The following is a 13,778-nucleotide window of genomic DNA, read 5'->3' as shown; positions in this document are numbered from 1 at the left end:
AGGAACGGTGGACGATGCGAAATGCTGCGTCGTGGAGCGTAGGCGCCAACCGTGAAGCGGCGATGAAGAATGCGCAAAGGCGCGGCGAGGCCGCTTACAATCGCCTCTCCCCGGGCGGCGTCCTACCTTCCTGCTCGCTCTAGCGGGAAGCTGCTAGTCGTGCCGGAGGGCTTCGATCGGATCGAGCCGCGCCGCCCGGATCGCCGGGTACACGCCGAACGCCACGCCGACGACAACCGAGATCCCCAGCGACAGCGGGATCGACCACGGGACCACTTGGGGCTCGACGTTACGCACCAGGTCGGGGACAGCGGCCATCTGTTCCGGGATCCAGCGTTCCAGCTGGTATCGCAGCCCGATCGCCACGGGGCGGCAGAAAAGCCCCCCAAGCACCCCCAAGCCACCGCCGACGATCGACAGCACGACGCTCTCGGTCAGGAATTGGCCGACGATGTCACGCCGTTTGGCGCCCAGGGCCCGGCGGACGCCGATCTCACGGGTCCGCTCGGTGACCGTCGCCAGCATGATGTTCATAATGCCGATGCCGCCGACGACCAGCGAGATCGCGGCAATCAAGCCCAACAGCAGCATGAACATGAGCCGCGTCGTGTTCGCTTGCTCAAGCAACTCCATCGGGACGGTGACGGCGTAGTCCTTCAGCGGGTGGTCGCCGGCGATCGTCTCGCGCACGAGGTCGGCGGTCGGCAGCACGTCCTTCGGCTCGGCCACGCGGAGCGTCACCTGCGAGAGCTGGATCAGGTCGCGACGGAACTGACCGGGCGTGATCTGGATGATCTGATCCCCCAGACGGCGCCACATCGTCTGCAACGCGATATAGACGTCCTTGGAGTAGTCTTCCGCCGCGATCGACCCGCCGATCCCCGCCGACGCCGACCGCGGCTGGCAGACGCCGATGACTTTGTAGAACTCGTGGTCGACCTGGACCAACTCGCCAATCGGCGAGCCGGTCGGGAAGAGCCGGTCGGCGACCTCCGCCGAGATGACGCAATGGTTCCGCTCGAAGAGGCCGTCGCCATCCGATAGGAAGCGGCCCATCGAGATCTTCAGGCGAGCGGTCTCCTGGTACTCGGGCGTCACGCCAACGAGCCGCCCCTCGAGCGACCGGCGGCCGACGCGGAACTCGCAGGTCATCTCGCGGATCGGCACCGCCGAGTCGAGCGTCGAGAGCGTCGAACTCAGCTTCACGTAGTCGTCGCGGGTGACGCCATAGCCGGCGCCGTCGTAGTCGTCGCCGGTCGGCTTGACCGTGCGGACGATGATGTTCTTGGCGCCGAGCGAGGCGATCTGCTCCTGCGAAGCCCGGCTGATCCCCTCGCCAATCGCCAGAAGCCAGACGACGCTCAAGACGCCGATCAGGATGCCGAGCACCGTCAGCCCCGACCGCATCGGGTGCAGCAGCAAGCTCTTCACGCTGAGCTCGACCGTGCGGCGCCAGCGGGCGAACGAAGCGACAAAGGAGGTGTTTTGCATGGCGGTCAGCGAGCCCCGTTGGGTCCGTCCTTGCGACGGCTGGCGTCCAAGGCCGCCCGCGACCCGTCCGGATGGCCGTCGTAGACCACCAATCCGTCACGGAGCACGACGGTCCGTTTGGTGAGGTCGGCGACCTCGGGCTCGTGCGTCACGAGGATAATCGTGCGGCCTTCTTCGTTGAGCCCCGTCAGGAGGTCAAGGATCTCACGCGTCGTCGCGGTGTCGAGGTTCCCCGTCGGCTCGTCGGCGAGCAGGAACCAGGGGTCGTTCACCAGGCTGCGGGCGATCGCGACACGCTGCTGCTGGCCGCCGGAGAGCTGCATCGGCCGGTGGTCGAGGCGGTCGCCGAGGCCCACCTTGTCGGCGAGCTCTTCGCACCGCTGACGGCTGTCACGGCCCAGCCGGCCGCTGTAGTGCAGCGGCAGTTCGATGTTCTCAAGCACGGTCAGCGCCGGCAGCAGGTTGAACGACTGGAAAACAAACCCCAGCCGGGACGCCCGTACGTCCGCCAACTCGTCGTCGCTCATCTGCGCGACGTTATCGGGGCCGAGGTAGAACTCGCCTCCGGTCGGCCGGTCGAGGCACCCCAGCAGGTTCAAGAGGGTGCTCTTCCCCGAGCCGCTGGGCCCCATGATCGATACGAAATCGCCCGTAGGTACGTCAAACGACACCCCGCGGAGGGCGTGCACCGTTCCGCCAGCGAGGACGTACGCCTTCTTCAGGTCGCGGATGCTGACGGCCAGGCCGTCGTTCAGAACCGCCGCGGAAGCCGCTGTCGCAGGCCTGGCGGGCGTTCGGGCGGAGGCCGTCATCAGCCCTGCCCCGCAACGCCGCCGGCCGTCTGCTTAGCGGCCGTCGTGTCGCCCGAGGCGTCGCTAGCCGGGGCGGCCGGTTTGGGCGCCTCTTGGAGGCGACGCCAGTCGGACCCGGTGTCGACCGCGTGCTGCTTCTGCTCGGAGGAAATCTCGGGCAGCGCCACTTGGTCCACCAACGCCCGCGGGTTGAGCGCCACGCGGTCGTTCGCCTCGAGGCCCGTTTCAACGACAAAGAATCGGTCGTTCGTCGGTCCAACCGTCACCTCATGCGGCGCCAGTTGGTCGCCCTCTTTCACGAAGCAGTAAAGCTTGTCGCCATGGGCGTAGATCGATTGAACGGGGGTCACCAGCGAGTCCGGGACGAACATCGCACTGATCGTGACGCTCGCCGTCATGCCGGTCTTGAGTTGAGCCGTCGGCTCTTCAATCGCGACGAAGGCTTTGTAGTCCTTGACGTTGGCCCGACGCCAGTTGGTCGGCTCGGCGTACTGATTGACGCGGGCGACACGGCCCCGCAGCACCTTGCCATCGCCGCCGACCAGCTTCACCGCGGCCGGCATCCCTTGGCGGATGTACTGGATCAGTGACTCATTGACCTCGACTTCGACCTGCATCGACGAGATATCGGGCAGGCGGATGATCGTCTGACGCTCGCGGATGACGGCGCCCTCTTCGACGACAAACTCTTCGCCGCCGCCGCGCTGGTCCTCGCCGTGGGCGTAGGTGACGGTCCCCGCCGCCGGCGCGGTGATCACACACTTGGCGATCTGGTCCTCAATCTCGCGGAGCTTGTCGGTCTCGAGTTGGTAGCTGTTCTTGAGCGATTCCCACTTGGCGCTTGTGATCGCAGCGTCGGATTCGAGTTGTTTGACCGTCTTCGCCTTGGTGAAGTCCTCGAGGACCCGCAGCTTGGTCTTTGCCGCGTCGAGCGCCTTCTGGGCGTTCTCGACGGCGAAGCGGTCGGCCTGGAGCTGTAGCTCACTGACGTACCCCTTCGCGGCTAGTCGCTTGCTGTACTGGACGTATTCCTTCGCCCGGCTGAGGTCTTCCTCGGCGACGAAGATCTCGCTCTCGATGGTCTGCTTCTCTTGGACGAAGAGCCCATCGACGTACTCTTGCTGGGCGATGATCGCCGTCTCGTAGAGGTTCTGGGCCTCGATGACAGCCGCCTCGGCCGTGTTGACGTTGATTTGCTGCAGCAGGCGGTCCGACACCAGCGTTGAGGAGTCGAGTTCGACGAGGAAGTCGCCGGGCTCGACCTGTGTCCCTTCGGGGATGATCCGCAGGATGGCGTTCCCCGTCGCTCCCTGGGTCTTCACGGCGGACTTCACCTCGACGCCACCGGCTGACTGGATCTCGCCCCGCTCGGTGATTTGGAGCGAAAAGTCCTGCCGCTCGACGGTGTGCAACACGGCGTCGTCCGTGCCAGACGCGGCGCCGCTCGCTTGGACCGAACGCCACCAGGCGTAGCCTCCCCCGCTAGCGAGGCAGACGAGCAGCGCCAACCAGAGGAGGGCGCCGCCTGAGTGTCGCTGTCGGATCAACGCATGGGGGGGGCGCCGAAACATCTCGTTGCCGTGAGGAGAAGGGAGTCGGAGGGGGGGCGAAGCGGGCCACGCCTCATTATGGCTGCATGACGGTCAGTCGCCCAGTTGCGATGGCGAGATTGTGGCGTCGATTTGCGTCAACTCTCTCGTCTCTTCTGCGGGCGCCGGACCCATTGGGTTCGCTAATTCCCCTTTCATCAGCTCGTTTGGCGACCCGTCCGCGTCGGTTTGCAGCTCCTGCGCCAAGTCGGGCGGCAGGAGGCACGGCCCCGCCAGCGGCAACGGCGAGACATCGCCCCCGCCGGGGCAAGGACACCGGGGCACGAACATGTCGAAATCATCCCCCATCTCGACCCGCAGCCCCTGCGAATCAACGAGCATCACCCCGAGGTCGAGCTCGAGGTTCAGCCGCTGCACGCGGTTGTTGACCCAGACCGACAGCAAGTCGTTCTGTGCGTTGAGCAAGTCCCCCAGCGCTTGCACGAGGTCACGAGCCGTGGTGTTGTTGAACTGTTCGGTGGCGCCCGGCTTCGGGGGCTCGGACAACCGCAGCTGGGTCAGATCGACCTGGGCGATCGCCACCAGGACCGCTTCGCGGCGGAGCTCAAAGTTGACCTCGTTCAGGCGGATCTGCCGCAAGGTGCCCCGCAGGCTTTGGTAGATGCGGTCAACGAACTGGTAATAGCTCCGCCGCGCCTGTTGGTACTCGATCAGCGACTGCCGATAGACGTTCCGTTCGGCGAGCCTCGACGTCGGCGAATCGAACTCGACGCCGACGCGTAGCCGCCCGTTGGTGTCGCGGAATCGCAGCGGGTTGTCGCCGACATTCGCCAGATCGCCCGAGAAGACGAGGTCGACCGCCGACATCAGGTTGTTCGCGTTGAAGTGGATCAGCCGCCACGCGTCTACCAACGAGGCGCGGGCGTTCGCCCAGTCGCGACGATTGACCCGAGCAATCTCCAGGGCCTCTTGGGGCGTGAGCTCCATCGGCGTCAGGTCGAGCGCGTCGAGCCGCGTCCGGGCCTGCAGGATCGACAACTCAAGAAGCATCGCCGACAAACGACGCAGCAGCTTGGGACGCTCGGCCGCATCCGCCTCGACGAACTCAGCCTGCAGCGTTGCGAGCGAGTCACGCCATGCGGCGACATCGACTTCGATCGAGGCGACACGCTCGTCGAGCAGATCGGGATCAAACAGCGCCCGATCGATCTGGGCATTGACCACTTCCGATCGATCCCGGATGGCGAGCAAATGCTCGCGGCGGGCCGGAACCACGTTCAAGAGCGTTTGGAGATCGCTTTCAACGACGGCGAACTGCGCCGCTGCCTCGGCGAGCAACCGGTCGGACTCGACCGTCTCGCCCGCCTCAGCCGGGACCTCCTCGGGGACGCTCTCCGAGAGGGTCGGACCATCTGGCGTCGGCAACGTCGGACCGGCAAGCGGATCGACTGGCTCGGCGTCCGGAACGGGCGTCGCATCGAGGGCGGTGTCGACTTGGTTTTCGACCGCTTCCACCGGATCGACCGTCGTAAGCAGCACGTCCGCCACGTCGTTTTGGAGCGCCGTCACCTCGGGCGATAGCAAATTGAAAGGCTCGAGCAGCGGGTCGGCAATCACCAACTCGATGTCGGGTGGCAAACCAAGATCGACCTTGAAGTTATCCAGCGACGTCTGGAAATCAGCCTCGGCGCGGAGCAATTGGCTCTGCGCGTTGAACAGCGCTTGCCGTGCTAAGTCGACTTGGAAGCGGTCGATCCGTCCCGCGTCGTAAGACGCGGCGAGCTGCATCGTGCTGTCGCGGAGGGCCGCGACGTTCGCGCGCTGGTTGCTGAGGACCTTCTGGGTCTGGAGGAGGCCGAGGTACCCCCCGGCGGCCGCCGCGCCGGCGACGCCCGAGTTGCCGTTGCCGCCGCCGAAGTTGCCGCCGCCGAAGTTGCCGACCTGCAGGTTGACTCCCGCGAAGCCCGACAGGCCCGCGCCGCCGAGCAACCCACCCCGCCGCTGAGGCCCGCCGCTGAGGAAGCGCCCTACCGCGACGTTCAGGTAATACTCGCCTCGGAAGCGCTCCATGGAACGGACGTTCGCCAACAGCGCCCGCTCGGCGACCGTCAGTCGCTCGAGGATCCGCACGCGGCCGCCGCCGCGCAGCAGCGGCTGGACGATGGAGAAGTCGAGCAAGGTGCGGCTGGAGTAGTCATTGCCGCCGGCGAACTGCCAGACGAGCGTGTTCGCCAGCCCGACAACCATCTCGCCGCCGGTAGCCGTCAGCTTCTGCAGTCGCCAGCGGTTGGCAGGGCCGGGCCCGAGCGTGCTGTTGCTGGGGGAGACGTACAATTGACTCGACGACTCGCCCGTGCCGGAACGGACACGGCCGTCGGCGACGTACTCGATGCCGGAGCCGCCGAAGAGCTGGGTGTCGAAGCGGAACCGTTCGAAAGAGACGTCGAGCGCCGAGAGGTACAGCTCTTCGAGCTCGTTCTGAAAGTCAGGATCATTTACCAGACCGAGCCGCACCGCGGCGGTGGAGTCGAGGACGAGGCGCCCCTGGGCGTCGACGGGCAGCGTCGCACGCCAGTCGGGCGGGTCGACCCACGGCGTCCGCGGCGCTTCCCGCCAGTATTTGGCCCCCTTTTTTCCGTCGACGCTCACCATGTAGTGGTGGGAGGTCGGATCGTCGGGCGGCATCGGCGGGCAGTCGGGCGAATCGTTGTCGTACATCCGGGACCGCGGATCGATCCCGATGCGGTACGCCCCGATGTCGCCGCCGGCGACCGTCGACTTCTGGTCGAGCAGGTGGTACGCGTCGCGGTCGGCGCGCAGCCGCGCCTTGCTGCGGCTACAGCCCTCGAGCGACGCCATGACCGCGACGACGCACACGATGCGTAGGAAAACGCTCAACCCTCGACCCCCCGCCTTTTGTGCCTCAGCCTGGCCACCCCCCTCGGCGACTCACACGGGACGGCGCAGCCATCCCGCAGTCGAAGCATCGACGCCGTGACGATCACCGCTTGACGTGAGTTGGCCTCAAAACCGTTGGAATCGGATCAATCGGAACACCGGGCGCCCGCGACGCTAGCAACGCGGTCGCTTAGACTTGTTGCTAACAACACCACCTTTCACGCCCCGCATCGCTGTGGCTTTGCCTCCACTCGAACCCGCCGAAGCGATTCAGCAACTAACGCAACGGCTCGCGCCGATCGGGGTCGAGACCGTGGCGACCTCGGCCGCCGCGGAACGGGTGCTGGCGGACCCGATCCTGCTTGACCGTGATAGTCCCGCCTGCGACTGCAGCGCGATGGATGGCTTCGCGGTCCGCGCCGCCGAACTAGCGGCGGGGGCTCTGCCGGTGGTCGGCGAGTGCCGCATTGGTGAGCCACCCGGCGCCCTGCCGGCTCACGCCGCCATGAGGATCTATACCGGCAGCCCGCTCCCTCGCGGGGCGGACGCGGTCATCCGATTAGAGCGTGTCGATGAAGCCGAGCGGGTGATCCGGCTGCAGGCAGGAACCACCGTCACCACGGGGGAAGACCTTCGGCGCCGTGCCGAAAACGCCGCCGCGGGCGACGTCGTCGTTGACCGTGGCGTCGAACTCACCGCCGCCTCGATCGCCGCCGCTGCGACGGTGGGGCTCGGTTCGCTCTGCGTTCACCGATCGCTTCGGCTCGGTGTCGTGACGACCGGCAGCGAACTCGAGCGGCCTGACGCCAGCGACCTGCCGCCGTGGCGTCTCCGCGACTCGAATGGGCCGGCCCTCGCGGCGATGTTTGGCGGCCTTCCGTGGATCGACTCGGTCGAGCTACAGCACGCGGATGATTCGCTCGAAGAATTAACTACGGTCCTCGCAGAGTCGCTGCAACGCAACGACGCGGTCGTGCTCACCGGCGGCGTCTCCAAGGGCGCTTACGACTACGTGCCCGACGCGGTCCGGAGCATCGGCGGTGAAGTCGTGTTCTACCGGATCCGTGCGCGGCCGGGCCAACCGACGCTCGGCGCAGTGGCGGGTGAGAAGGCGATCGTCGGCCTACCGGGCAACCCACTTGCCGTGCTCACGGCGGGACGCCGCGTGCTGACGCCGGTGCTGAGGCGGTTGGCCGGGCACGCTACGATCGAATCACCAACGCCGCAGGTTACGCTGGAGGCGTGGTCGGGTAAGACGCTGCCGCTCACCTGGTGGCGGCCGGTGAGACTCAACGCGCAGGGCGTCGCGAGCCTCGCGTCCCTCCGCGGTTCGGGCGACGTCTGTGGCCCCGCCGCAACCGATGGCTTCATTGAGGTCCCGGCCGACACTTCCGGCGTTGGGCCCTATCCCTACTACGCTTGGCGTCCTTGATCGCATGACTCGCTCCAACGAACCGCCGCTCTCCCACCTCGACACCGCGGGGCGTGCGCGGATGGTGGACGTCGGCGGCAAGCCGGTTACCGACCGCCGCGCCGTGGCCGAAGGCCGCGTCGATGTCGGCCCCGAGGTGGCCGCCGCCATCCGCGAGAACTCCCTCAAGAAAGGCGACTTGCTCCAAGTGGCGAGACTCGGCGGCGTCCAGGCGGCGAAGCGAACCGCCGACCTCGTCCTGCTCTGCCACCCGCTGCCGCTCGCCCACATCGATGTCGAGGCGACGCTCGAAGAAGATTGTGTCGTCCTCACCGCCACGGTCCGCACCGCGGGACAAACGGGCGTCGAGATGGAGGCGCTCGCCGCCGTCGCCGGGGCGGCGCTAAACGTCGTCGATATGGGCAAGTCACTCAATCCAGCGATCGAGATCCGCTCCCTCCGAGTCGTCGAGAAGACGGGCGGTAAATCGGGGCCGACCCGCCACCACGCCGCGGGGCCGCGCGTCGCGATCCTCACTGTCAGCGACAGTCGCTCTGCCGGCGCCGCAGAGGACTTGGCGACGCCGCTACTGGCCGACGCCGTGCAGAGGTTCCTGGGAGGCGACGTCGTCGCCTCGAAGCTCGTCCCGGACGATCGCGTAGCGATCGCCACGCAGCTCCGCGACTGGGCCAGCGAGCCCGCTGCGCCGTCGCTCGTCCTCACGACAGGCGGCACAGGCGTCGGACCACGCGACGTCACTCCCGAGGCGACGATCGAAGTCGCTGAGCGGCTCCATCCGGGCCTGCTTGATTTGGCCCGCGCGCGGTGCCTTCCTGGGAAGCCGCACGCTTATCTGTCGCGCGGCGTCGCCGGCGTCGTCGGGCGGACCCTGATCGTCAACCTGCCGGGCTCGCCGCGTGGCGCCGTCGAGACGCTCAGGCTGATCGCCGACGTACTGCCCCACACGCTCGAAACGCTGCGTGGCGAGGAAGCGAGCCACCCGTAGCGCAGCGCTCACGCGGCGACGCGCAGCGCCAGGGTTTCGGTCGGCATCCGCGGAACGATCTCTTCGAGCGCCGCCAAGGCCTCGGCAACCGAGTCGTTGGCCGCCGCCTCAAGACGACGCAGATCGTGCAGCACCTGCACGAGGGGTTGCACCGCACAGTCGGCCGTCATGATCTTCTCGTGCGAAGTCGGCTTGTGCTGCTCGCTGTCGTTGTAAAGCTCTTCGTAGAGCTTCTCGCCCGGTCGCAAGCCGGTGATCTCAACCTCAATGTCCTCGCCTTCTCGCAGGCCCGACAGCCGGATCATGTCGCGGGCCAGATCGAGAATCCGCACCGGCTCGCCCATGTCGAGAACGAAGATCTCCCCCCCCTGCCCCATCGTCGCCGCCTGGACGACCAACTGAGCCGCCTCCGGGATCATCATGAAGTAGCGATTGATATCGGGGTGCGTCACCGTGATCGGACCGCCCTGGGCGATCTGCTGGCGGAAGATTGGGATCACGCTGCCGGCCGAGTCGAGCACGTTGCCAAATCGGACCGTTACGAAACGACACGCCGACCCGACGCTCTTCGCCTGCACATAGCGTTCCGCCATTTGCTTGCAGGCGCCCATCACGCTGGTCGGGTTCACCGCCTTGTCGGTGCTCACCATAACGAAGCTTGCGGCGCCCGACGCCTCGGCGGCGTCGGCGACATTGCGTGTGGCGAGCGTGATGTTCTTGATCGCCTCGCCGGGATGCTTTTCCATGAGCGGCACGTGCTTGTAAGCCGCGGCGTGGAATACCACGCGGGGGCGATGCTCCTGAAACACCGCGTCGAGCCGCTCGCGGTCGTTCGTGTCGGCGAGCACGACCTCAACGACCCCGGGGGCGAGCGCTTCCAACTCGCGATCGAGGAAAAACTGCCCCGTTTCAGAGCGGTCGAGAGCGACCAGCTTGGCAGGCTTGTGCTTGAGCAGTTGGCGACAGATCTCCGAGCCAATCGAGCCGGAACTTCCGGTGACAAGCACCGTCTGTCCGGCGAGCCAGTTGGAGATGGCGCCGTTGTCCAGCCGCACGGGATCACGGCGCAAGAGGTCCTCGATCGAGACGTCGCGAGGACCAACCGAAACCGTGCCGCGTAGCAGCTGTTCGTGGGTCGGCATCGCCCGGACCGGCACGCCGGCGCGTTGGGCGTCCGCCATCACGGTGCGCACCACCCGCCCGGGCAGCGAACCGGCGATCAGCACTTCGTGAGCCGAGTACTCGGCGACAAGCCGCGGGAGGTCCTCAGGAACGCCGACAACCGGGACCCCGCCGATGTGTTGGCCGAACTGGCGGACATCGGGGTCGATGAAGCCGACGGCGCGTAGCGGTTGCATCCGCGCCATGCGGAGCGTCCGGAGGAGCGACTCCCCTTCGTCGTTGGCGCCGACAATCAGGGCGCGGCGGCCCGTCTCTTTGGCAAAGTTACTCCGCAAGTCGCGGTACGCGCGGGGCGCCGATCGCAATAATCCGACCGCCAGCAGGGTAACCCCCCAATCGATCAGCAAGACGCCGCGCGGGGTCGAGACTTCGGGCAGCAGAAAGGTGTCGACAAACGACAGCCCGATGGTGCTTAGCGTGGTCGCCTTGGCGATCGTTACGAGATCATGAAAGCCAATGTAGCGGTTGACGTTTTGGTCAAGCCGATGCCAGCAGAACGAGAAGAGCTTGACGCCGACGGCGCAGAGCATGGCGACCGTCATGCCGGCGACGTGCTGCTCAGGGATGGGACCACCGAAGCGGAGCGAATAGGCCGCCACAAACGTCACGGCGGAAACCGCCGCAAACGCAGTCAGCATGAGACAACGGCGGACTTGAAGACTCATCGTAACTCAGTGGAAGTTTGTTGAGGTTCGCTGTCGCTTGCGGCCCCCTGTTCATGCTGAGGAGCAGGCGTCGTTAGCGGCCGTGTCCGCTGGGCTAGCTTCAGGGCGGCCTGCTTTTTCGCCGACAGATGCAGCGACCGTTGCAAATAGCGGAGATCGGGGCGCCGGGCAAGACACCATCGCAAGTGCGGGTCCGCCTCGTCGTAGGCCTCTGCCTCGAAATAGGCGAGAGCGATCTCGTGCCGAATCCAGAAGTCGTTCGGCGATAACTCGCACGCCTTGGTGGCGCATTCAATCGCCTTGTCGTACCGCCCGAGCGACCGATTCACGATACTGACCTGGCGCCAACGTCGGGCCGCGTCTTGGGGAGAGAGCGTTTCGCCTTCGACTACCGACTCGGCTTCGGCGTGTTCGGCGATCGCCACGAGGTCCGCTTCCTTGCCCACTTTCCGATAAGCAGCCAGAACGAAATCCGTTGCGGCGCAGTCGGGATTCAGCTCATTGACAAGCGCGTGCGCCGGCAGAACCCGCGCCAGCTGCGCCACGAGACGTTGGCGATGCGACCCCGGCAAGCGAATACTCGCCCGGTAGTGCTCGAACGCGGTATCAACGTCACCCGCGAGGTGGATCTGGCGACCCGCCTCGAATCGAACGCGTCCATCGAAGGGTCGCAACCGGACCGCTTGCTCAACGTAAGCTTCAAGCGGCGGATTGGAAGACTGCAGGAAGGAGAGGCTCGCCAACTGGAGGTAAGCCTCCCCCTGAAGCGGGCAGAGCCGTACGGCGGCTTCCGAGTGGGCGGAGGCTTCGGCGAGCAGCCGCGACGACTCGCCGAAAGCCCGGACCAACCAGTCGCGGATCTCCGCCTCAGAACTGAAGGAGCCGGTCCGAACCGTATCGGCAATCATGTCGATCGACATCGGGTTGTCGCTTTGCGCCGCAACTCTTTCAAATTGTTGCATCAACCGACCAGCCAAGCGGCTGTGCGCCCGAGCATTCAGCGGATCCACGGTGACCACCGACCTGAGCGACTCAAGCGAGCGACGGGTCGTTTCGTCGATGGTTGCATTGAGGTGGGGGTCCAAATGATCTGGCGCCGACGTAAAGAGGCGAGATTCGAGCGACGCGATCGTCTTGGACGTGCGTAAGTAGCGGTCCCAGGCGAGCGAGCCGGCTGCCGGCGCCACCAGGCAGGCGACGGCAAACGCGCTCGCGGCGACAGCAAGTCCTCCCCTGAACCAGTCCGTATCCCGACGCTCTCGTCGCGGACGCTCTTCCGCCTGCGCCGCCTCGGCCGCCTGGATCTCTCCGAGGCGGATCGCGCACGACGCGAAGGCGACCGCTACGGCCGCTAGTACCGGTACGTACCAGACGAAGTCGACTATCGAATGGACGAAACTCGCCGCAAGTCCGGCGCCGAGGACCGACCACAACAGGATGCGGCGCGGCGTCTTGGCGCCATGGACCCCTGTCGCCACGCAGCGGAGACAGAGGGCCATCGCGGCGCCGATCACCAGCAGTCCCGCGACTCCGTTCTCCGTAGCGATCTGCAAGTACCCCGATTCGGCGTGGGTGAATTCCTTGTAGCTCGATCGATCCAGATACGAGGGATAGACAAAGCGGTGAGAGCCGGCGCCATGTCCGAACCACGGATTCGCCGTAAAGGCGCGGGCGTTCGTGGCCCAGATCAAACGACGCCGTGCATCGGCGTCGAGCTCGTCGACTTGACCAGAAACCAGATCATCGAGCCTCGCCGTTACTTCGTCGTAACCGAAGAACGAGACTCCTCCCAAAACGACCGATCCGGTCGCCGCGAGAATGATCAGGTCTTTCAATCCGAGCCGGCCCCCCCACCAACTCAGCAGCGCCGCCGTGAGGGTCGCGAATGCCAGAGCCGCGGCGCCTCCGCGGGACTGAGTCGCCAGCACCATGACCAAGAGGACCGCCAAAGCCACCAATGAGGCGATACGGACGACGCCATTCGACGGGCCGTTTGGCTTCTTGGCTCCACGGCGGCTCGGAAGGGCTTGTGAGAATGCGAGCGGCGCCAGGGCCGCCGCTCCGAAAATGAGAAAGTGCGCCAGATGGTTGCGATTAGAGAACGGCCCTTTCACGCCCAAATCGAATCGCTGTAACGGGAAATCGTAACGCCACAGGTATTGTTCATCGGGGAAGAACTGCTGCATCATCGCCACGATCGCCGCGAAGACACCGAGCCCAGCGATCCAGGCGAGCACTCTTGAGACATCCTCCTCGCTGCTCACCCAGTCCCCGATGACGAAGAACAGAAGCCCATGGCAGAGGAGTACGCCAAGCCCCTCAACCGACTCGGCCGGAGTGAGCGAGATGGTGCTCCAGATTCCGAAGGTAGAGTCGGTTGCCCAGAGTGGAAGCAGTTCGCTATGGCCCGGCGCCATCACGCTGAGAATCCCTGCCGTCAGCGGAAGAATCTGGGCGGCGACGCAAGCGCTCCCCGCGATGGCGACACTCAGTGGCCCGAGGGGCGTCCAGAGCGAACGCCCCAGGAGCGACGCGCGGGCGACCGTCGCCATTGTCGCCACCGCAATTGCCAACGCGTAAATGAGTCGACCACCGTCGTGCCGTCCGCCGAGCGTCAACATCGTCAACGCCAGGCCAACAACGAGCGCCACCTCCCGGGTTCGCTGACAGCCGTCGGCGAGCGTTGCTCGTGACGGCATTCGCAAGCGTGGGAATGAGCCGAACATGGTTTCCTCGGTTGCCCCCGGGTGGGAGACGCCTGCT

The 13,778-nt window shown here is 66.0% G+C and carries 8 protein-coding genes; 2 read left to right on the top strand and 6 right to left on the bottom strand.

All coding sequences use genetic code 11. The features are described 5' to 3' along the window. Positions 1-153 precede the first annotated feature (153 nt). The 4 genes from Pla108_RS02210 to Pla108_RS02195 all read right to left on the bottom strand — a co-directional run bounded on the left by Pla108_RS02210 (position 154) and on the right by Pla108_RS02195 (position 6,751). Positions 154-1,491 (bottom strand): ABC transporter permease, encoded by a 1,338-nt coding sequence (locus Pla108_RS02210; RefSeq protein WP_146442345.1) that lies wholly within the window; start codon positions 1,489-1,491, stop codon positions 154-156. A gap of 5 nt (positions 1,492-1,496) precedes the next feature. Beyond that, complete coding sequence (locus tag Pla108_RS02205) at positions 1,497-2,303, bottom strand: ABC transporter ATP-binding protein (protein WP_146442342.1); 807 nt, start codon at positions 2,301-2,303, stop codon at positions 1,497-1,499. Beyond that, the gene (locus Pla108_RS02200) at positions 2,303-3,874 is read right to left on the bottom strand and encodes an efflux RND transporter periplasmic adaptor subunit (RefSeq protein WP_146442339.1); all 1,572 of its coding nucleotides are present in this window, start codon (positions 3,872-3,874) and stop codon (positions 2,303-2,305) included. The genes Pla108_RS02205 and Pla108_RS02200 overlap by 1 nt, the downstream gene beginning before the upstream one ends. 72 nt (positions 3,875-3,946) lie before the next feature. Beyond that, positions 3,947-6,751: a TolC family protein gene (locus Pla108_RS02195; RefSeq protein ID WP_146442335.1), complete on the bottom strand. Its 2,805-nt coding sequence runs from the start codon at positions 6,749-6,751 to the stop codon at positions 3,947-3,949. A 241-nt stretch (positions 6,752-6,992) separates the two neighbouring features. Between Pla108_RS02195 and Pla108_RS02190 the strand changes: the two genes are divergently transcribed. After that, positions 6,993-8,183: a molybdopterin molybdotransferase MoeA gene (locus Pla108_RS02190; RefSeq protein ID WP_197526173.1), complete on the top strand. Its 1,191-nt coding sequence runs from the start codon at positions 6,993-6,995 to the stop codon at positions 8,181-8,183. A 4-nt stretch (positions 8,184-8,187) separates the two neighbouring features. Next, the gene (moaCB, locus tag Pla108_RS02185) at positions 8,188-9,168 is read left to right on the top strand and encodes a bifunctional molybdenum cofactor biosynthesis protein MoaC/MoaB (protein WP_197526172.1); all 981 of its coding nucleotides are present in this window, start codon (positions 8,188-8,190) and stop codon (positions 9,166-9,168) included. 8 nt (positions 9,169-9,176) lie between these two features. On the opposite strand, the gene Pla108_RS02180 is transcribed toward moaCB, so the two are convergent. After that, positions 9,177-10,988, bottom strand: coding sequence for a polysaccharide biosynthesis protein (locus Pla108_RS02180; protein WP_197526171.1), 1,812 nt, complete (start codon positions 10,986-10,988; stop codon positions 9,177-9,179). Between the two features lie 23 nt (positions 10,989-11,011). Further along, complete coding sequence (locus Pla108_RS02175) at positions 11,012-13,714, bottom strand: O-antigen ligase family protein (protein WP_197526170.1); 2,703 nt, start codon at positions 13,712-13,714, stop codon at positions 11,012-11,014. Between the last annotated feature and the right edge of the window lie 64 nt (positions 13,715-13,778).

It is taken from the genome of Botrimarina colliarenosi, from assembly GCF_007859955.1.
GTDB lineage: Bacteria > Planctomycetota > Planctomycetia > Pirellulales > Lacipirellulaceae > Botrimarina > Botrimarina colliarenosi.
Note: the sequence above shows the minus strand (reverse complement) of the source record. Positions and strands in the feature narration are given on the sequence as shown.

Bases quoted from the DNA above. Each gene is read 5' to 3' on its own strand.
- Pla108_RS02210 (WP_146442345.1), bottom strand. From the start codon at position 1,491: ATGCAAAACACCTCCTTTGTCGCTTCGTTCGCCCGCTGGCGCCGCACG.
- Pla108_RS02180 (WP_197526171.1), bottom strand. From the start codon at position 10,988: ATGCTGACTGCGTTTGCGGCGGTTTCCGCCGTGACGTTTGTGGCGGCC.
- Pla108_RS02205 (WP_146442342.1), bottom strand. From the start codon at position 2,303: ATGACGGCCTCCGCCCGAACGCCCGCCAGGCCTGCGACAGCGGCTTCC.
- Pla108_RS02200 (WP_146442339.1), bottom strand. From the start codon at position 3,874: ATGTTTCGGCGCCCCCCCCATGCGTTGATCCGACAGCGACACTCAGGC.
- Pla108_RS02175 (WP_197526170.1), bottom strand. From the start codon at position 13,714: ATGCCGTCACGAGCAACGCTCGCCGACGGCTGTCAGCGAACCCGGGAG.
- moaCB (WP_197526172.1), top strand. From the start codon at position 8,188: ATGACTCGCTCCAACGAACCGCCGCTCTCCCACCTCGACACCGCGGGG.